At 73.2% G+C, this 19,803-nt stretch carries 16 protein-coding genes; 9 read left to right on the forward strand and 7 right to left on the reverse strand.

The window, feature by feature from the left end; genetic code table 11:
• Positions 1 to 370 precede the first annotated feature (370 nt).
• The 4 genes from J3R08_RS07675 to J3R08_RS07690 all read left to right on the forward strand — a co-directional run bounded on the left by J3R08_RS07675 (position 371) and on the right by J3R08_RS07690 (position 5,583).
• Positions 371 to 1,036: a response regulator transcription factor gene (locus J3R08_RS07675; protein ID WP_043325656.1), complete on the forward strand. Its 666-nt coding sequence runs from the start codon at positions 371 to 373 to the stop codon at positions 1,034 to 1,036.
• A 2-nt stretch (positions 1,037 to 1,038) separates the two neighbouring features.
• On the forward strand, positions 1,039 to 2,196 hold the full coding sequence (locus tag J3R08_RS07680) for a cell wall metabolism sensor histidine kinase WalK (RefSeq protein WP_176722869.1): 1,158 nt from the start codon (positions 1,039 to 1,041) through the stop codon (positions 2,194 to 2,196).
• Positions 2,197 to 2,401: 205 nt separating this feature from the next.
• Positions 2,402 to 4,948, forward strand: coding sequence for a malectin domain-containing carbohydrate-binding protein (locus tag J3R08_RS07685; RefSeq protein ID WP_166455461.1), 2,547 nt, complete (start codon positions 2,402 to 2,404; stop codon positions 4,946 to 4,948).
• Positions 4,949 to 5,196: 248 nt separating this feature from the next.
• Positions 5,197 to 5,583 (forward strand): VOC family protein, encoded by a 387-nt coding sequence (locus J3R08_RS07690; RefSeq protein ID WP_043325653.1) that lies wholly within the window; start codon positions 5,197 to 5,199, stop codon positions 5,581 to 5,583.
• A gap of 56 nt (positions 5,584 to 5,639) precedes the next feature.
• On the opposite strand, the gene J3R08_RS07695 is transcribed toward J3R08_RS07690, so the two are convergent.
• From J3R08_RS07695 to J3R08_RS07710, 4 genes are all read right to left on the reverse strand, one after another.
• On the reverse strand, positions 5,640 to 6,422 hold the full coding sequence (locus J3R08_RS07695) for a hypothetical protein (RefSeq protein ID WP_064447155.1): 783 nt from the start codon (positions 6,420 to 6,422) through the stop codon (positions 5,640 to 5,642).
• Positions 6,423 to 6,605: 183 nt separating this feature from the next.
• Positions 6,606 to 8,669, reverse strand: a complete 2,064-nt coding sequence (locus tag J3R08_RS07700; protein ID WP_209960491.1) for a 3-hydroxyacyl-CoA dehydrogenase NAD-binding domain-containing protein — start codon at positions 8,667 to 8,669, stop codon at positions 6,606 to 6,608.
• Positions 8,666 to 9,862: a thiolase family protein gene (locus J3R08_RS07705; protein ID WP_064447157.1), complete on the reverse strand. Its 1,197-nt coding sequence runs from the start codon at positions 9,860 to 9,862 to the stop codon at positions 8,666 to 8,668. The genes J3R08_RS07700 and J3R08_RS07705 overlap by 4 nt, the downstream gene beginning before the upstream one ends.
• Positions 9,863 to 9,963: 101 nt before the next feature.
• Positions 9,964 to 11,286, reverse strand: coding sequence for a ribonuclease D (locus J3R08_RS07710; protein WP_209960493.1), 1,323 nt, complete (start codon positions 11,284 to 11,286; stop codon positions 9,964 to 9,966).
• Between the two features lie 234 nt (positions 11,287 to 11,520).
• Here J3R08_RS07710 and J3R08_RS07715 point away from each other — a divergent pair, with 234 nt between their 5' ends.
• Positions 11,521 to 13,116 (forward strand): trypsin-like peptidase domain-containing protein, encoded by a 1,596-nt coding sequence (locus tag J3R08_RS07715; RefSeq protein ID WP_209960495.1) that lies wholly within the window; start codon positions 11,521 to 11,523, stop codon positions 13,114 to 13,116.
• 93 nt (positions 13,117 to 13,209) lie between these two features.
• On the forward strand, positions 13,210 to 14,013 hold the full coding sequence (locus tag J3R08_RS07720) for a hypothetical protein (protein WP_209960498.1): 804 nt from the start codon (positions 13,210 to 13,212) through the stop codon (positions 14,011 to 14,013).
• 64 nt (positions 14,014 to 14,077) lie between these two features.
• Here J3R08_RS07720 and J3R08_RS07725 read toward each other — a convergent pair whose 3' ends face one another.
• The gene (locus tag J3R08_RS07725) at positions 14,078 to 14,647 is read right to left on the reverse strand and encodes a DUF3000 domain-containing protein (protein WP_043325643.1); all 570 of its coding nucleotides are present in this window, start codon (positions 14,645 to 14,647) and stop codon (positions 14,078 to 14,080) included.
• Positions 14,648 to 14,819: 172 nt separating this feature from the next.
• Here J3R08_RS07725 and hemE point away from each other — a divergent pair, with 172 nt between their 5' ends.
• The 3 genes from hemE to hemQ are packed head-to-tail and all read left to right on the forward strand — an operon-like array spanning position 14,820 to position 18,028.
• Entirely contained in the window at positions 14,820 to 15,911 is a 1,092-nt protein-coding gene (gene hemE, locus J3R08_RS07730) for a uroporphyrinogen decarboxylase (RefSeq protein ID WP_209960500.1), read from the forward strand.
• Positions 15,912 to 15,920: 9 nt separating this feature from the next.
• Positions 15,921 to 17,330 carry a protoporphyrinogen oxidase gene (hemG, locus tag J3R08_RS07735; protein ID WP_166455457.1) on the forward strand — a complete coding sequence of 470 codons (1,410 nt, stop codon included), beginning with the start codon at positions 15,921 to 15,923 and terminating at the stop codon, positions 17,328 to 17,330.
• Positions 17,327 to 18,028, forward strand: a complete 702-nt coding sequence (hemQ, locus tag J3R08_RS07740) for a hydrogen peroxide-dependent heme synthase (RefSeq protein WP_043325639.1) — start codon at positions 17,327 to 17,329, stop codon at positions 18,026 to 18,028. The genes hemG and hemQ overlap by 4 nt, the downstream gene beginning before the upstream one ends.
• Before the next feature lie 95 nt (positions 18,029 to 18,123).
• Here hemQ and J3R08_RS07745 read toward each other — a convergent pair whose 3' ends face one another.
• A complete protein-coding gene (locus J3R08_RS07745) occupies positions 18,124 to 19,242 on the reverse strand; it encodes a lytic polysaccharide monooxygenase (RefSeq protein WP_113971730.1) in 1,119 nt (372 codons plus the stop codon).
• Between the two features lie 106 nt (positions 19,243 to 19,348).
• A complete protein-coding gene (locus J3R08_RS07750) occupies positions 19,349 to 19,792 on the reverse strand; it encodes a GNAT family N-acetyltransferase (protein WP_069089386.1) in 444 nt (147 codons plus the stop codon).
• Between the last annotated feature and the right edge of the window lie 11 nt (positions 19,793 to 19,803).

The following is a 19,803-nucleotide window of genomic DNA, read 5'->3' on the forward strand; positions in this document are numbered from 1 at the left end:
GTTCACCCTGCGCCGACTTTGCTCTGCAGCCATCGACGCAACGGTGACTCACCGCAACAAGTGCGTATCGGGCTGCAGAGCAAAGTCGACGGAAGGGCATCGCAGACCCCGACGGCTGAATTGGCGTATCTGCAGGTCAACGGCTTCTGACTCGGCGGCAGTCTCGCGTGGAGGAGCAACCGTCGGTGACAGTGCGTGACGCAGCGGCGCGCCGTCGCCAATCTCACGGACAGTCACAGAAATCCGCGCGTGCGAGGAAGAGCGACCCGGTGGACGGCGGGCGGATCATGCGCCGCCGGGACAGCTCCTCCGGCGACACGCTTGGCCGGCGGCACTAGGTTGTCAGAGGTCACGAGGCGGGAGGGCCGGGATGCGGGTACTGGTGGTCGAGGACGAGCGCAACCTCGCCGACGCGATCGCGCGCGGGCTGCGCAAGCGCGGGATGGCGGTGGACGTCGCCTACGACGGCGACGCCGGCCACGAGGCGGCGTTCGTCACCCGGTACGACGTGGTGATCCTGGACCGCGACCTGCCGGGTGTGCACGGCGACCAGATCTGCGCCGATCTGGCCGCCTCCGGCGCGCTGACCCGGGTGCTGATGCTCACCGCGAGCGGCACCGTCGCCGACCGGGTGGAGGGGCTGCAGCTCGGCGCCGACGACTACCTGGCCAAGCCGTTCGCGTTCGACGAGCTGGTGGCGCGGGTGCAGGCGCTCGGGCGCCGGGCCACCCCGGCCGCGCCGCCGGTGCTGGAGGTGGCCGACCTGGTGCTCGACCCGGCCCGGCGGGTGGTCACCCGTGGTGGCGTGCCGCTCGACCTCACCAACAAGGAGTTCGGCGTGCTCGCCGAGCTGCTCAAGGCGCGCGGCGCGGTGGTGTCCAGCGAAGAGCTGCTGGAACGGGTCTGGGACGCCAACACCGACCCGTTCACCACGATCGTCCGGGTCACCGTGATGACGCTGCGCAAGAAGCTGGGCGACCCGCCGCTCATCGACACGGTGGTCGGGGCGGGCTACCGGATCGGCCGCACGCAGTGAGCGTGGGCACCCGGCGGGTGCGGCCGACGCTGCGGTTGCGGCTGACCCTGCTCAACGGCGTCCTGCTGGTCGGCGCCGGGGCGATCCTGGTGCTGCTGGCCTGGCTGCTGGTCCGCGACGCGCTGCGCCCCACCGACGAGCTGCTGCCCGGCACCACAGTGGTGCTCACCGACGGCCGCACCCTCGACGCCGGGCAGTGGCAGCGGCAACTGGTCGACGCGGCGTCGCAGGAACTGCTGGTCAAGGGACTGCTCGCGCTCGTGGCGATCAGCGTCGTCGGGGTGGCCGGGGCGTACCTGGTGGCCGGCCGGGCGCTGCGCCCGCTGCACCAGGTGACAGCCACCGCGCGCCGGCTCGGCGAGGCCACGCTCGACGAGCGGATCGGCTGGTCCGGCGCCGACGACGAGGTGGCCGAGCTGGCCGAGACGTTCGACGCGATGCTGGACCGGATCAGCGGCGCGTTCGAGGCACAGAAACGGTTCGTCGCGAACGCCTCGCACGAGCTGCGGACACCGCTCGCGGTGATGCGTACCGAAATCGACGTGACGCTCAGCGACGACGACGCCGACCTCGCCGAGTACCGCCGCATGGCCGGGGTGGTGCGGGACGCCTCGGAGCGGGCCAACGGCCTGGTCGACGCGCTGCTGGTGCTGGCCCGCAGCGAGGCCCAGACCGGCCGGCGGCTGGCCCGGCGCGCGGAGTCGGACCTCGCCGTCGGCACCGCCAACGCGCTGTCCGCGGTGTCCCGGGAGGTCGAGCGGATCGGCCTGAAGGTGCACACGTCGCTGCGTCCGGCGCCGGTGGTCGGTGACCCGGGGCTGCTGGACCGGCTGGCCGGCAACCTGGTGGAGAACGCGGTCCGCTACAACCACCTGCACGGGCGGATCTGGGTGCGCACCGGCACCGACGGGCAGCGGTCCTGGCTGGTGGTGGGGAACACCGGCTTCGAGGTCGCCCCCGCCGACGTACCCGGGCTGTTCGAGCCGTTCCGGCGCGGCGGCCAGGAACGCACCGGTGCTCGCGGCTCCGGGCTCGGTCTGTCGATCGTGCGGGCCGTCTGCGACGCGCACGGCGGCACGGTGAAGGCGGTCGCCCAGCCCGGTGGCGGCCTGGAGGTGACCGTCACGCTTCCGTCGGCCGACCCGCCCGCGGCCACCTGACCGCCCATCCCGATCCGTCCAGCCGGTGAGGCGGCCTCACCTTTTCGTGCGGACAGCCTCGGCTGTCCTGGCCGGACCCGGCGGTGGTCGGCCCCCGGCGGCACGGTGGTCGGGCAGAATGCTCGGCTCACGCTGGACGCGGAGCGGTGATCAACGGAGAGTAAGCGCAGCGACGCCTCACCCTGCTCACCCACCGGAGCTGCCCGTGACCCACCTCTCGGCCCCGCGCCGCCGCCGTCTTCTCGCGGTCCTCACCGCCGGCGCCCTCACCGTCGTCGGCCTCTCTCCGGCCACGCCCGCGGCCGCCGCCGCGCCCGGCCACGACAAAGTGGTCCACACCGTCCCCTCCACGGCCTCGCCCGACGTCCAGGACGGCTCGGTCGACGCGATCCACGACGCCGGTACGAAGATCATCGCGGGCGGCTCCTTCACCCGTGTGCAGAACCGCAACTCCGACGTCGACATCCCCCGCGACTACCTGCTCGCGTTCGACAAGGCCACCGGCGCGGTGGACACCGCGTTCGCGCCCACGCTCGACAACGAGGTGACAGCGGTCACGGGCGGGCCCACGGCGAACACGGTCTTCGTCGCCGGCAAGTTCAACACCGTCAACGGCGTGACCCGGCGCAAGGTGGCCCTGCTCGACGTCAACACCGGGGCGGTCGTCACCAGCTTCGCGCCGCCCGCGTTCAACGGGCTCATCAAGGACATCGCGCTGGTCGGCAACCGGCTGCTGGTCGGCGGCATCTTCACCACGGCCGGCAACCCCAACCCGCGCGGCGGACTCGCGTCGCTCAACGCCACCACCGGCGCCGTGGACAGCTACCTCACCACCACGCTGACCGAGAACCACAACTGGGACGGGGTCAGCGGCGCCAAGGCCGGCGTCGGCGCGGAGAAGCTCGCCGTCTCCCCGGACGGCACGCAGCTCGTCGTCATCGGCAACTTCAAGAAGGCCGACGGGGTGCTGCACGACCAGATCGTCAAGATCGACCTGGGTGCCACCGCCGCCACCGTCGCGGACTGGAACACGGCCCGCTACACGCCGCGCTGCAAGTGGCAGTCCTTCGACTCGTACGTCCGTGACGTCGCGTTCTCCCCGGACAACAGCTACTTCGTGGTGGTCACCACCGGCGCGCCGTACAGCGGAACGCTCTGCGACACCGCGGCCCGCTGGGAGGCCGGCGCGACCGGCTCCGCTCTCCAGCCGACCTGGGTCGACTACAGCGGCGGCGACACGTTCCTGTCCGTCGGCATCAGCGAAGAGGCGGTCTACGTCGGCGGCCACCTCCGCTGGCTCAACAACACCACCGGCACCGACAACGCCCGGGCCGGCGCGGTCGGCCGGGCCAGCATCGCCGCGCTCGACCCGGCCAACGGCCTGCCGCTGTCCTGGAACCCCGGCCGCCACCCGCGCGGCATCGGCGCCTCCGAGATGCTCGTCACGCCGACCGGGCTCTGGGTCGGCGGCGACACGCTGTGGATCGGCAACTTCCAGTACCGCCGGGAGCGGATCGCGTTCTTCCCGCTGGCCGGCGGGACGGCGGTGCACCCCACCACCACGGCCACCCTGCCCGGCAACATCTACCAGGCGGGCCTGCCGCAGCCGACGAACGTGCTGTACCGGGTGAACGCCGGCGGCTCGTCCGTCGCCGCCACCGACGGCGGGCCGGACTGGGCGGCCGACACCAGCTCCAGCCCCAGCCCGTACCACAACACCGGCAGCAGCGTCTCCAGCTACACCACCGCCGCGAGCCTGGACTCGACGGTACCGGCCGGCACCCCGGTCGAGCTCTACAACCACGAGCGGTACGACCCGTCCGGCGGTGCGGAGATGACCTGGCAGTTCCCGGTGCCCAACGGCACCGAGGTGCACGTGCGGCTCTACATGGCCAACCGGTACGCGGGCACCGCCAACGCCGGCACGCGGATCTTCGACGTGGCGCTGGAGGGTGCTGTCGTCCTCGACGACCTCGACCTGTCCGCCACCGCCGGGCACAACGTGGGCACCATGCGGGAGTTCACGGTGGTCAGCGACGGCTCGATCGACGTGGAGTTCCGCCACGTGCGGGAGAACCCGCTGGTGAACGCCGTCGAGATCGTCAAGACCGGGCCCCCGCCCGCCCCGGCCAGCTCGCCGGTGCAGGTGCGCTCGTACGACGGGCAGAGCACGGTCGGCGCGCCGGACCCGGTGACCGACCCGAACGGCACCGTCTGGGCGGGCGCGCGCAACGCGTTCTGGGTCGGCGGGACGGTGTTCTACGGCGCCGACGGCGCGCTGTGGCGGCGTACGTTCAACGGCACCACGTTCGGTGCGCCGGAACTGGTGGACCCGTACCACGACCCGTACTGGGACAACGTGATCACCAACTCCGGGCCGACCGGGCAGACGTACGTCGGCGCGACCACCGGCTTCTACGCCGAGATCCCGAACGTGACCGGCATGTTCTTCTCCGGCGGGCGGCTCTACTACACGCTCAACGGGCAGAACGGACTGTTCTGGCGCTGGTTCACCCCGGACAGCGGCGTCGTCGGCGCCGACCGGTTCACGGTGTCCGGGGCGAGCGGGTTCGCCGACGCGGGCGCGGTATTCGTCTCCGGCGGCACGCTCTACAAGGTCAACCGCAACACCGGTGACCTGGCCGCCACCGACTGGGTGAACGGCGTGCCGGCCGCGACGTTCACCGTGCGCAGCGGCCCGGCGGTCGACGGCGTCGACTGGCGCGCGAAGGCGGTGTTCGTCGGCCCGTAAGGAAGGGCACCTTCTTAACGCCTTCGGTAGAGGAAGGGCCCCTTGTTAACACGCAGCTGTTAACAAGGGGCCCTTCCTTGCGGTGGGGCGGGGTTGCCGGCGCCGGAGGGCGGTGGAATGATCAACCGGTCAGCCCGATGAGGTGGAAGGGGGTGTGGTCGATGTCTTTCGTGAACCGTCCCGCGCCCCGCGTTCCCCGCTGACGTTCCCACTCCGCCGGGGCGCGTACCCCACAGGAGGAAGCACCGATGAGTGCACAGTTCCATTGCGTGACAGTCGAGTCCGACGACCCGTACACCCTCGCCGGATGGTGGGCCCGGGTGCTCGACCGCCGGCTCGCCGACGACGACCACCCGGACGACCCGGAGGCGGTCCTCGCCGCGCCCGCCGGCGACGGCCCCGACCTGTTGTTCGTCCGGGTGGGCGAGCGGCACGGCAAGGGCGCGTTCCACATCGACCTGCACGCGGCCGAGGGCACCCGCGACGAGGAGGTGGCGCGGCTGCGTGACCTCGGCGCCACGCTGGTGGCCGACCGGCGCCGGCCGGACGGCAGCGGCTGGGTGGTGCTGGCCGACCCCGAGGGCAACGAGTTCTGCGTCTGCCGGAGCCCTGCCGAACGGGCCGAGTCCGCCTGATCCGGAAACGACACCGGGCCCCCGCCGTCGCGGCGGGGGCCCGGTGCGTAGCGGTGTCAGCCCTGCTTCTCGATCTCGCCGCGCATCGTGACGAACTCCTTCTGGAGCTCGGCCGCGGACTTGAAGTAGACGACCACCATGCCGAGGCTGCCCCGGTCGGCCCAGATGCAGACGGCCACCTGCTCACCCGAGGCCTTGCCGTCGGAGCACTTGGCGTCGCCGCCAAGCGGGCCCGGGTCGACCGTCTTGAAGTCCTTGGTGGCCAGGTCCGGCGTGACCGCCGTGGCGGCGTCGTCCAGTTCCTTCTTCGGGTCGGCCATGACGCCGGACACGGCGACGATCATGACCAGGTCTTTCTTCTCCGGGTTGCCGTAGAAGGCGCCGGCCGTGCTCGTCGCGTCCGGCACGTCCTTGCTGAGCGAGGCCTTCATCTGCGTCGCGGCGTTCTGCAGCTGAGGGTCGGTGACCTTCGGCCGGCCACCGAGCGTCTGCGGCTCGACCACCCGGGTCTTGGTGGCGGTGACCACCTCGCCGACGGTGTCCTTGGTGACGAGCCAGGTGACGATGCCGCCACCGACGCAGAGCACCAGGACCACCGCGAGGACGATCAGCAGGATCTTGCCGACGCCGGACTTCTTCGGCGGGACCGGCGCGCCGAACTGGTTGCCGTACTGGGGCTGCTGCGGGATCTGCGGGTAGTCAGCGCCGTACTGGGGCTGCTGCGGAGCCTGCGGGTAGCCACCGCCGTACTGCGGCTGCTGGGGCGGCTGGAAGCCGCCGGGCTGGTGCTGGGGCGGCGGGTAGTGGCCGGGGTAGGGATTGGACGGCGGCTGGGACATGTAGGCAGCTCCTGTGAGAAAACTGAAGGCGTGATCGTAGCCAGGAGCACCGACATGCCGCTGTCCGTGGAAGGCCGGTGGGACGAAACCGCATCCGACCCGTGACCTGCCCGCGAAACGCCGATCGCGGTGGCCGGGCGTCCGTCTCGGACAGCCCGACCACCGCGATCGATGCGGTATCGGTCAGCGCAGGCTGGCCACGCCGCGCGGCAGGAACCGCTTGCCGGTCACCCGCTCGGAGGTGCCGGTCCGGTCCAGGTACGGCGTCACGCCGCCCAGGTGGAACGGCCAGCCGGCGCCGAGGATCATGCACAGGTCGATGTCCTGCGCCTCGGCGACGACGCCCTCGTCGAGCATGAGCCGGATCTCCTGCGCCAGCGCGTCCAGCGCGTTCTGCCGCACCTGCTCGGCGGTGAGCGGCTCGTCGCCGACCACCAGCAGCTTCGCCACCTCGTCGTTGATCTGGTCGTCGACCACGATCGGCTGGCCCGAGTCGGCGATCCGCTTGAGGTTCTCGCTGACGCCGAACCGGTCCGGGAACGCCTCGTGCAGGGTGCCGCCGACGTGGTACGCCACGGCCGGCCCGACGAGCTGCAGCAGCGCCAGCGGACGCATCGGCAGGCCCAGCGGGTCCAGCGCGCTGTTCGCCACGTCCAGCGGGGTGCCGGCGTCGACGGCCGCGAACACGGTGCCGAGGAAGCGGGTCAGGAGCCGGTTCACCACGAACGCCGGGGCGTCCTTGACCAGCACCGACGACTTCTTGAGCTGCTTGCCGACAGCGAACGCGGTGGCCAGCGTGGCGTCGTCGGTCCGCTCGCCGCGGACGATCTCCAGCAGCGGCAGCACCGCGACCGGGTTGAAGAAGTGGAAGCCGACCACCCGCTCCGGGTGCTCCAGGTCGGCGGCCATCTCGGTGATGGACAGCGAGCTGGTGTTGGTGGCGAGCACCGCCTCCGGCTTGACGATCTTCTCCAGCTCGGCCCAGACCTGCTTCTTGACGCCCAGGTCCTCGAACACGGCCTCGATGACGAAGTCGGCGTCGGCGAAGACGGACTTGTCGACCGAGCCGCTGACCAGGCCGTACAGCTTGGCCGCGGTGCCCTTGTCCATCCGGCCCTTGCTGACGGCCTTCTCGATCTGGGTGTGCACGTAGCCGACACCCTTGTCCACCCGCGACTGGTCCAGGTCGGTCATGACGACCGGCACCTGCAGCCGCCGGGCGAACAGCAGCGCGAGCTGGCTGGCCATCAGGCCGGCGCCGACGATGCCGACCTTGGTGACCGGGCGGGCCAGGCCCTTGTCCGGCGCGCCGGCCGGGCGCTTGGCCCGCCGCTGCACCAGGTCGAAGGCGTACAGGCCGCTGCGCAGCTCCTCGGAGAAGACCAGGTCCGCGAGGGCCTCGTCCTCCGCCGCGGTGCCGGTGGCGAAGTCGGCGTCCTTCGCCGTCTCCAGCAGGTCCAGCGCCTTGTACGCGGACGGGACCGCGCCGTGCAGCCGCTGGTCGAGGGTCTGCCGGGCGAAGTAGAGCACGCCCGCCCACATGTCCTTGTCGACCTCGGGGCGGGTCACGGCGACCTCGCCCCGGACCACGCCGGCGGCCCACTCCAGCGACCGCTCCAGGAAGTCGGCCGGCTCCAGCAGCACGTCCGCGATGCCCATCTCGGCCGCCTGCTTCGGCTTGAGCATCTTGTTCTGCATCAGCGGGTTCTGAATGATCACCTGGGTGGCGGCCGGGATGCCGATCAGGTTCGGCAGCAGCTGCGTACCGCCCCAGCCGGGGATCAGGCCGAGCGAGACCTCGGGCAGCGCCAGCGCCGCCGCGCCCGCCGACAGCGTCCGGTAGTGGCAGTGCAGCGCCAGCTCCAGGCCGCCGCCCATCGCCGCGCCGTTGACGAACGCGAAGGTGGGGACGGCGCTGTCCTTGAGCCGGGCGAACACGCGGTGGCCGAGCCGGCCGATCTCCAGCGCCTGCTCGCGGTTCTCCAGGGCGGGCAGGCTGGTGATGTCCGCGCCCACGCAGAAGATGTACGGCTTGCCGGTGACCGCGATGAACGCCGGCTCCGCCGCCAGCGCGGCGGTGATCGCCTCGTCCAGGCTGGTCAGACCGGCCGGGCCGAAGGTGTTCGGCTTGGTGTGGTCGAAGCCGTTGTCCAGCGTGATGAGGGCGGCGGGCCGGTCCAGCCCGGGTACGGCCACCTGGCGCAGCAGCGCCTTGGTGACGACCTCGTTCGGTGCGGCGAGGCTCACTTGTCTCCACCCTCCCAGTGCGGGTTCTCCCAGATCACGGTGCCGCCCATGCCGATGCCGATGCACATGGCGGTGAGGCCGTAGCGGACCTCGGGGTGCTCGGCGAACTGGCGGGCGAGCTGGGTCATCAGCCGGACGCCGGAGGACGCGAGCGGGTGACCGATGGCGATCGCGCCGCCCCACGGGTTGACCCGCGGGTCGTCGTCGGCGATGCCGAAGTGGTCGAGGAAGGCGAGCACCTGCACCGCGAACGCCTCGTTCAGCTCGAACAGGCCGATGTCGTCGATGCTGAGGCCGGCGATGCGCAGCGCCTTCTCGGTCGACGGGATCGGGCCGACGCCCATCACCTCGGGCTCGACGCCGACGAAGCCGAACGACACCAGGCGCATGCCGACCGGCAGGCCGAGCTCACGAGCGGTCTCCTCGGCCACCAGCAGCGCGGCGGTGGCGCCGTCGTTCAGGCCGGCCGCGTTGCCTGCGGTGACCTTGCCGTGCGGCCGGAACGGCGTCTTCAGCCCGGCCAGCTTCTCCATCGAGGTGTCGCGGGGCGCCTCGTCCACGGTGGCCAGGCCCCAGCCCGCCTCCGGGTCGCGCACCGCCACCGGCACCAGGTCGCCCTGGAGCTTGCCGTTGGCGTACGCCTTGGCGGTCTTCTGCTGCGACGCCAGCGCGAACGCGTCGGTGCGCTCCTTGGTGATGTGCGGGACCCGGTCGTGCAGGTTCTCCGCGGTGGAGCCCATCACCAGGGCGGACGGGTCGACGAGCTTCTCCGCGACGATGCGCGGGTTGGGGTCGACGCCCTCACCCATCGGGTGGCGGCCCATGTGCTCGACGCCGCCGGCGATCGCGACGTCGTACGCGCCCATGGCGATGCCGCTGGCCACGGTGGTGACGGCGGTCATCGCGCCGGCGCACATCCGGTCGATGGCGAAGCCCGGCACGGTCTTGGGCAGGCCGGCCAGCAGTGCGGCGGTACGGCCGATGGTCAGGCCCTGGTCACCGATCTGGGTGGTGGCGGCGATCGCCACCTCCTCCACCTTCTCCGGCGGCAGTTGCGGGTTGCGGCGCATCAGCTCGCGGATGCAGCGGATCACCAGATCGTCGGCGCGGGTGTTGGCGTACATCCCACCCGCCTTGCCGAACGGGGTACGGACGCCGTCGACGAAGACGACATCCCGGACTTCACGGGGCACTTGGAGCCTCCCTCGGCACGGGCATTTCCCCGGATGCTACTCGCCAGTAACCAAACGCGGCACCACCCCCCGCGTGGCCCACCTCACACCTGCCGCCGACGTTACTGCTGGGGGGTGCGCAGCGCCTCGGTAAGAGCGGGCAGCAGCAGCCCGATCTGCCACTCCCGGGCGCCGAAGGCGCGCAGCGCCTCCGCGACGGTGTCGTCGGTGATCTCCTCCGGCGGCTGCCACGCCAGCCGGCGGATCGAGTCCGGCGCGATCAGGTTCTCCGCCGGCAGCCGGTGCGCCCCGGCGGTGCCGACCACCACCTCCCGGGCCCGGGCCAGCCGCCCGGCCGCCACCGGGTCACGCTCGGCCCAGCGGTGCGGCGGAGGCGGCCCTTCCACCGTCGGGCTCACCGGCAGCGCGTCGTCCGGCAACTGACGCGCGTCGTCGAGCGCCGCCAGCCAGGTACGTGCCAGCCGGCGCACCGAGCGCCCACCGAAACCGGGGAGCGTGAGCAGTGTCTTCTCGTCCTTCGGGTCCAGCTCGGCGGCGGCCACGATGGCCGAGTCGGGCAGCACCCGGCCCGGCGCGGCATCCCGGCGGGCGGCGATCTGGTCCCGCGCGTACCAGAGGGACCGCACCCGGGCCTGGGCGCGCGCGCCGCGTACCCGGTGGATGCCGGACGTGCGCCGCCACGGCTCGGCGCGCACGCGCGGCGGACGGGCGCCGTTGCGCACCAGCGCGTCGAACTCCTCCGCCGCCCAGCCGGACTTGCCCTGCCGCCCCAGCTCCTCGTCCAGCGCGTCGCGCAGGTCCACCAGCAGCTCGACGTCCAGCGCCGCGTACGTCAGCCAGGACTCCGGCAGCGGCCGGCTGGACCAGTCCGCGGCGGAGTGGTGCTTCTCCAGGCTGAACCCGAGCAGCTGTTCGGTCAGCGCGGCCAGGCCGACCCGCTCGAATCCCGCCAGCCGGGCGGCCAGTTCGGTGTCGAACAGCCGGCGCGGGCGCAGGCCCAGCTCGGCCAGGCAGGCGAGGTCCTGGCTGGCCGCGTGCAGCACCCACTCGGTCTCGGCGATCGCCTCGTCGAGGGCGGACAGGTCGGGCAGCGGCAGCGGGTCGATGAGCGCGGTGCCGGCGCCGACGCGGCGCAACTGCACCAGGTAGGCGCGCTGGCTGTAGCGGTAGCCGGAGGCGCGTTCGGCGTCCAGGGCCACCGGGCCGGTGCCGCCCGCGAAACGGGCCACGACCTCGTTCAACTCGGTCGGTGTGGCCACCGGGGCGGGCGTGCCGTCGCGCGGCGCGGTCAGGGGGACGGCCGCGCCCGGCTCGGTCTCGGTCCCCGCGTCCGCCGGCTCCGGCAGGGCCGACGTCGGATCGGCGGAGACCTCTCCCGTACGGCTTTCGGCGGCCCGACGGCGCAGGGGTGGTTCGTCGGTCACCTGACAACCCTAGTAGGCCGGACGATCCGGTGTGCGCAGCCGGTCCGGCGCGTGTCGGCGCGGTGTCCGTCAGGTGTCCGGAACGAACCGGGTTGCGGGGCCGTGAGAGGGTCGGACAGCGGGGGAGACAAAGCCCGTTTCCGCCGGTACGGTCCATCGAGCCGCGAGCGGCGCACAGGGCCGGACGACAGCGGTCGGGGGCGTCGGCGAAGCCGACGGGGAGGACGGTCGAGCATGACAGGCGGGTACGGAACCGGCGACGGCGTGCCGGGGCAGGGCGGTGACCCGACGGCCGATCGGCCGGGCCCGCTGCCGCCGCGCTTCGACCCGCCCGGCGGTCCGGCTCCGCTGTCCGGGCCGGCCCTGCCCGGGTCGGCAGCGGGCGGTGGCGGTCCGGCGTGGAGCGGCGCCCCCGGCCACGCGGCGTCGGGCACGGGCTACCCGACCACGTCGCCGGGCGCGAGCTACCCGGGATCGTCCGGGGGGAGCTACCCGGCGTCCTCGGGCACGAGCTACCCCGCCCCGTCCTCGGGCGCGGGCTATCCGGCGCGGGCCGCCGCGCAGCCGTCCGCCGGTTACCCGGGCCGCGCCGACGCGGCCGGGGCGTCGCCGTCGGCCGCCTACTCCGCGTCGTCGGGTGTCGCGACCTCGCCCGCGCCGTCCCAGCCGTCGTTCGGCGCCGCGCCGTCCCAGCCGGGCCCGTCGTCGTTCGGCGGCGCGCCGGCCCAGCCGGGGCAGTCCTCCTACGGCACGCCGTCGGCCCAGCCGGGGCAGTCCTCCTTCGGCTCGGCACCGGCCCAGTCCGCCGCCTACCCGGGCCAGGCGCCCGCCGGGTCACAGTCGTTCCCGGGCCAGGCCTCGTCGCCGTACGCGGACCGGCACTCCGGCGCCCCGTCCGGCTCCGGCTCGTCCTACCCGGGCCGGCCGGTCTCCGCGCCCGCCTATCCGGGCCAGCCGGTGTCCGCGCCGTCCTATCCCGGCCAGCCGGCGGCGTACCCGGGTCAGCAGGTCTCCGGCTTCGGCGCGCCGCTCGGTCCGCCGGAGCGCGCCCCCCGGCGCAGCCGGCTCGCGGTGGTGGCGCTGGCCCTGGCCGCCGTGCTGGCGGTGGTCAGCGGCGTGCAGGCGTACCAGATCTACCGGCTCGACGACCGGCTCGCCGCCGCCGACAAGCGGATGGCCGAGGGGCAGGGCGCGGACGCCAGCCGGCTCGACGGCCTGGAGCAGCGCGCCGGCAGCCTGGAGAAGCAGGCCGGAGCCGCCTTCAACCCGGAGGCGGTGGCCAGCGCGGTGCTGCCGAGCGTGTTCCGGGTGCGGGCCGGGCAGTTCACCGGTACGGCGTTCGCCGTCGGCAAGGCCCCGTCCGGCGGCGGCACCACGCTGCTGACGAACTTCCACGTGGTCGAGTCGGTCTTCACCGCCGGTGAGCGCAAGGTGTTCCTGGAGCGCAAGGACCAGCGGTTCGAGGCGACGATCATCGCCACCGACAAGGACAAGGACCTGGCGCAGTTGCGCACCACCGCCAAGTTCGCCGGTCTGGTCGCGGCCAGTGATCCGGTGCGGTCCGGCCAGCAGATCATCGTGGTCGGCGCGCCGCTCGGGTTGCAGGACAGCGTCACCACGGGCGTGGTCAGCGCGTTCCGCGAAGACGAGCGCGGCGGTGGCCCGGTGATCCAGTTCGACGCGCCGATCAACCCCGGTAACTCCGGCGGCCCGGTGATCAACGGCGCCAAGGAGGTCGTCGGCATCGCCACGGCCAAGGCCCGCAACGCCGAGGGCATCGGGTTGGCGGTGCCGATCAAGACCGCCTGTGACCGGTTCCGCCTCTGCTGACCGGTCGCCCACGCCGGTGTGGGGCGACCGCAGCGCATCGACCCCGGCCCATCGGGCCACCCCGCGGGGGACCAGCTCATCTGGAGGAACGACATGTCCTACCCACCGGCCGGGGGCGACAACCCGCCCCCGGCGCCGGGGGGCACGGTCTACGGCAACGTGTACGGCAGCCGGCCCGCGCCCCAGCAGTACGACCCGAACCAGCCCGCCCCGACCCTGCACCAGCCCACCGCGCCCGACGGCGCACCCGGGTACGGCGGATACCAGCCCGCCGCGCCGGGTCAGCCGGGCTACGCGCCGGGCGCCGCTCCGGTGCCCCCGCCGATGTCGGCGCCGCCGGTCTCCGTACCGCCGGTCTCCGGCCCCGGCTACCCGCAGCCGCTGTCGGCCCCGCCGCAGTCCGCCCCACCGGTGTCCGGCCCCGGCTACGGCCCGCCGCCGATGTCCGGGCCGCCCGGCCCCTACGGACCGGCCGGCGGCGCGCCCGCCGGCGGCGGCCGGAGGTGGGCCCCGCTGGTCCTCGGCCTCGTCGCCGCGTTGCTGTTCGTCTTCGGTGGCGTGATGACCTTCCTGTACGTCTCCACGGACGGCGAGCTGGACAAGTCCCAGCGGCTGGTCAGCCAGCGCGACGGCACCATCTCGGCGAACCAGCAGGAGATCGAGAAGCTCAAGGGTGAGCTGAAGACGGTGCAGGAGCGGCTGTCGGACACCCAGCAGGACCTGACCGGCACCAAGAACGACCGGGACGAGCAGGCCCGGCAGAAGAAGGTCATCGCGAGCTGCCTGGACAAGCTGACCACCGCCATCGCCGCCGCGTCGCGTGGCGACCGGGCTGCCTTCGAGGCGGCGAACAAGGGTCTGGACAAGGTCTGCGACGAGGCCGAGAACTATCTCTGACCTGTACTCGCCCGAGGCCGCCCCGGTTCGCCGGGGCGGCCTTCGCGTATCCGGCCGGGTGTGGTCAGGCGGCGCCGGCGGAGCGCCGGGGCAGCGCGGTGACGCCGGGCGGCGGCAGGCCGGCCGTGGAGGCCAGCAGCGTGCACCAGCCGAGCAGGTGCGGCCCCAGGTCGGCGCGCAGCGGCGTCCAGGAGGCGCGGATCTCGATGTCACCGGCGGCGGGCGGCCCGGCCAGCTCGCCGAACCGGGTGGAGAGCGTCTGGGTGACGGTGCCGCCGATCGCCCGGTGCCCGGCGCCCTGCGCGTCCAGCGCGTCGGTCAGCCAGGTCCAGCCGACGCCCGGCAGCAGCGGGTCGCTGGCCAGGTCGACCTCAAGCTCGGCGGTGACGTACGTGACCAGCCGCAACGTGCCCTGCCACGCCTCGTGCCCGGCCGGGTCGTGCAGCAGGATCAGCCGGCCGGTGGCCACCTCGTCGTCGTCGCGCATCACGGCGGCGGAGAGCGCGAACGCGAACGGGGCCAGCCGCTGGGGGGCGCCGACCTCCTCCAGGATGATCTCCGGGCGGGGTGTCACCGACCGCAGCCCCGCGACCGCGCGAGCGAACGTTTCCGGGAGCGCGATCGGGGGGGCCATGCGGGCAGCCTATGCGCGCCCACCGTACGGCGCGCGACGGCGCGCCGGGTGATCGACGGTTAAGAAGGGGCCCTTCCTCTACCGGAGGCGTTAAGCGGGGGCCCTTCCTTCTACGTCACAAATGCGGACGGTGAGCGCGGGCGCCTGCCGGGGGCGTGGCACGATTGCCGCGATGACCACCGACACCACGGGCACTGCCGCCCGAGACGGAGAACCCCGCCGCGGCGGGCCGGCCGACTCGCCCTTCGTGCGCGCCTGCCGGCGCGAGCCGGGCCCGCACACGCCGGTCTGGTTCATGCGCCAGGCCGGCCGGTCGCTGCCGGAGTACCGCGAGATCCGGGCGAACGTGCCGATGCTGGAGTCCTGCCGCCGGCCGGACCTGGTCACCGAGATCACGCTCCAGCCGGTGCGCCGGCACGGCGTGGACGCGGCGATCCTGTTCAGCGACATCGTGGTGCCGGTCGCCGCGGCCGGCATCGACCTGGACATCGTGCCCGGCACCGGCCCGGTGGTGGCCGAGCCGATCCGTACCGCCGCCGACGTCGAGCGGATCTCCCCGATCGGCCGCGACGAGGTGTCGTACGTGGACGAGGCGGTCCGCCAGCTCGTCGTCGAGCTGGGCGGCACCCCGCTGATCGGCTTCGCCGGCGCCCCGTTCACGCTCGCCAGCTACCTGGTCGAGGGCGGGCCGTCGCGTACCCATGCCAAGACCAAGGCGCTGATGTACGGCGACCCGGACCTGTGGCACGCGCTGTGCGCCCGGCTGGCCGAGGTGACGCTGGCGTTCCTCCAGGTGCAGATCGACGCCGGGGTCTCCGCGGTGCAGCTGTTCGACTCGTGGGCCGGCGCGCTCTCCGAGGCCGACTACCGCCGCTTCGTGCTGCCGCACTCGACGTACGTGCTGGGCGGGCTCGCTGACTCCGGCGTGCCGCGGATCCACTTCGGGGTGGGCACCGGCGAGCTGCTCGGCGCGATGGGTGAGGCCGGCGCCGACGTGGTGGGCGTGGACTGGCGTACGCCGCTGGACGTCGCCACCGGCCGGATCGGGCCGGACAAGGCGGTGCAGGGCAACCTCGACCCGACTGTGCTGCTCGCGCCCTGGCCGGTGGTGGAGACCGAGGTGCGGCGCATCGTCGAGCAGGGCCGGGCCGCTCCCGGCCACGTGTTCAACCTCGGCCACGGCGTCCTGCCGGAGACCGACCCCGAGGTGCTGACCCGGGTGGTCGCGCTGGTGCACGAGCTGACCGCGCGACCGGAGCGCTAGGAGGCGACAGTGGTGCGACCGTGGCGGGTGGCGATCGTCGGTGGCGGGATCACCGGGCTGGCCGCCGCCGTCCGGTTGCGCGACAGTGCTCCCGAGGGCACCGAGGTCACCGTGTACGAGCAGTCCGGCCGCCTCGGCGGCAAGCTGTTCACCGGTGAGCTCGCCGGCGGGCCGGTCGAGTTCGGCGCGGAGTCGTTCCTGATGCGCGACCCGGCCGGTGGCGAGTCGGCGGCGGTGACGCTGGCCCGGCGCCTCGGGCTGGCCGAGGCGATCGTGCACCCGACCGTCGGGCAGGCGGCCCTGCTCGTCGACGGCACGTTGCGCCCGGTGCCGGGCGGCACGCTCGTCGGCGTACCCGGGGATCTGGAGAAGGTGGCGGCGGTGGCGCCGCCGGCCGCGGACGCCGACCGCGACGCGGGCCACCCGTTGCTGGCCGACGGTGAGGACACCTCGGTCGGTGAGCTGGTCCGCAAGCGTCTCGGTGACGCGGTGGTGGACCGCCTCGTGGACCCGATGCTCGGCGGCGTGTACGCCGGGCGGGCCGACGACCTGTCGCTGGTCACCACGATGCCGGCGCTGGCCCGCGCGGCACGCGCCGAGCACACGCTTGTCGGTGCGGTACGCGCCGCGCAGGCCGCCGCGCCGCGCGCGCCCGGCGCCCCGGTCTTCGGCACCCTCGCCGGTGGACTGAGCACGCTGGTCGAGGCGGCGGCGACGGCGAGCGGCGCGACGATCCGGCGCGGCGCCGCGGTACGCGAGCTGCGCCGCACCCCGTCCGGATGGCGGCTCACCGTCGGGCCGACCCGCGACGCCGAGCACGTCGAGGCCGACGCGGTGCTGCTCGCGGTGCCGGCCCGCCCGGCCGCCCGGCTGCTCGCCGCCGCCGCGCCCGAGGCGGCCGAGACGGTGGGCGCGCTCGACTACGCCAGCGTCGCCCTGATCACCCTGGCCCTGCCCGGTCCGGCCCTGCCGGAGCTGTCCGGTTTCCTGGTGCCGGCCGGTGAGGGGCTGACGATCAAGGCGTCCACGTTCTTCACCACCAAGTGGGGGCACCTGCGGCGGCCGGACGGGCTGGCGCTGGTGCGCGCCTCGGTCGGCCGGTACGGCGACGAGACGTCGCTGCAGCTCACCGACGACGACCTGGCCGACGCGGTGCACCGGGAGCTGTCGGCGGTGCTCGGCGCGCCGCTGCCGACTCCGGTGGCCCGGCACGTGCAGCGGTGGGGCGGCGCGCTGCCCCAGTACACGCCCGGGCACACCGCCCGGGTGGCGGCGGTCCGGGCGGCGCTGCGCGCCGCGTACCCGACGCTTGCGGTGGCCGGGGCCGGCTACGACGGCGTCGGCATCCCGGTGTGCGTCCGCTCCGGCGAGACGGCGGCCGAAGAGATCATCACGGCACTGGAAGGATCGGCAGCATGACCGAGCAGACCAACGCGGCGCGGCTGCGGGAGCTCAACGAGACCATCCGCTACACGATGTGGTCGGTGTACCGGGCCACCAGCCCGCTGCCGTCGCTGCGGGAGAACGTCGTCGACGAGGTCGAGTCGCTCTTCACCGAGCTGGCCGGCAAGGACGTCACGGTGCGGGGCACGTACGACGTGGCCGGGCTGCGCGCCGACGCCGACCTGATGATCTGGTGGCACTCGTCGTCCAGCGACGCGCTGCAGGACGCGTACCTGCGGTTCCGCCGCACCACGCTGGGCCGGGCGCTCACCCCGGTCTGGTCGCAGATGGCGCTGCACCGCCCGGCCGAGTTCAACAAGAGCCACATCCCGGCGTTCCTCGCCGACGAGCAGCCGCGCCCCTACCTGTGCGTCTACCCGTTCGTGCGCTCGTACGAGTGGTACCTGCTGCCCGACGCGGAGCGGCGCGAGCTGCTGGCCGAGCACGGCAAGATGGCCCGCGGCTACCCGGACGTGCGGGCCAACACGGTGGCGTCGTTCGCGCTCGGCGACTACGAGTGGATGCTCGCGTTCGAGGCCGACGAGCTGCACCGGATCGTGGACCTGATGCGTGACCTGCGCGCCTCCGGCGCCCGGCGGCACGTGCGGGAGGAGATCCCGTTCTACACCGGCCGCCGCCGCTCGGTGGCCGACATCGTGAACTGCCTGGTGTGAAAGGAAGGGCACCTTCTTAACGCCTGCGGTAGAGGAAGGGGCCCCGCTTAACACCCAGCGGGTGTCGAGCAGGGCCCCGACCGGGAAGACCGGCGTCAGGCGGTCGTCGTACAGGACACGATGCTGGGCACCGGGTTCGTCGCACCGGCCGATCCGGTGAAGCCGAACGAGGTGCTCGCACCCGGCGCGAGTGAGCCGTTGTAGGCGGCGTTTCGTGCCGTCACCAGTGTTCCGCTCGTGGTGACAGTGGCGTTCCACGCCGAGCTGACCTGCTGGCCGTTCTGGTAGTTCCAGCTCACCGACCAGCCGCGGATCGGCGAGCCGCTGTTGTTCGTCACCTTCACGTCGGCCTGGAAGCCGCCGCCCCACGAACCGGTGATCGCGTACGTCGCGGTGCAGCCGCCGGCCGGGTTCGGCGTGGTCGGCGGCGGGCTGGTCGGCGGCGTGCTCGTCGGCGGCGTGCTGGTGGGCGGGGTGCTCGTCGGCGGGGTGCTGGTGGGCGGCGGGGTGGTCGGGCCGGACCCGCCGAAGTCCACGTCACTGCACAGGTAGTAGGACTGGTCCAGGTGGCTGGCCTGCCAGATGGTGTAGACGATGTGCCGGCCGGTGCGGCCCGGCGCGTTCGCCGGGATCTGGATGGACACGCCGTCCACCTCACGCGTCCACTGGCTGGCCGGGGTGTTGCCGATCTGGCCGACCAGTTCCAGGTCGCTCCAGCGCAGCGGCGAGGTGAGCGCGTTGAAACCCTGCTTGGTCACGTACACCCGGATGTAGTCGGCGCCGTGGCTGGCCTGGTCGAAGAACTTGACCCGGAAGTTGTTGGTGACCGGCACGGTCTTCCACGCGCCGACGGTGTCGAGCGCGTTGTACCGGCCGTTCTGGGTGCGGCCGCCGCTGCACAGCTGACCGTCCGGGATGGCGCCCTGGTGGTTGCCGGCCACGCCCTCGCGGAACAGGCCGTTCCAGTTCCACATGGCGTTCGGGTCGGCCTGCCACGCCTGCCAGCACATCGGGTCCTGGGTGGCCATGGCCGGGTTCTGGAAGTCACCGCCCCAGCGCTGCCAGCAGCTGTAGGCGCGCGAGGCCGGGTCGACCACCGACCCGTGCGCCGAGGCCGGGCCGGAGAACGCGGTGGTGAGCAGCGCCGCGACGACCGCGCAGACGCCGAGAATCGCCGCCGCGAGCGGTAACGGGCGGCGGTACGGAGTGGACATGGAAAGCCTCCGGGATGGGTGTCGGTGCACGACGCCCGGACTGTCGGGAGTTGCCCTCTCCCGCGTGGCGGCTCCGCCCGCACGTTGCCACAAAAAGTGACAAACGTCAATGAGTTGGGTCGCGGCGCATCGGGGTGTGCGGGATGCCGTCCTCGACGTAACCGGGGCCGTCGACCGTGAAACCGCAGCCCTCGTAGAAGCCCACGAGGTGCGTCTGCGCGTCGAGCACGCACGGCCGGTCACCCACCACCGCGAGGGCCTCGGCCATCAGCGCGCCGGCCAGGCCCGCGCCGCGGGCCGCCGGCGCCACCACCACCCGCCCGATCCGCGCCACGCCGCCGGGGTCGGCCAGGATCCGCAGGTACGCGACCACGGCGCCGTCGCTGCTCAGCCACAGGTGGCGGGTGCCGGGCTCGACGTCCCGGCCGTCCAGTTCCGGGTACGGGCAGGACTGCTCGACCACGAACACGTCGATGCGCAGCCGGAGCAGGTCGTGGAAGGTGCGGGCGTCCAGGTCGGCGAAACCGGCCAGGTGGGACTCGACGGGCATCGGCCCAGGTT

Source organism: Micromonospora sp. HB375 (assembly GCF_017872985.1).
In the GTDB taxonomy this organism is placed as follows: domain Bacteria; phylum Actinomycetota; class Actinomycetes; order Mycobacteriales; family Micromonosporaceae; genus Micromonospora; species Micromonospora chalcea.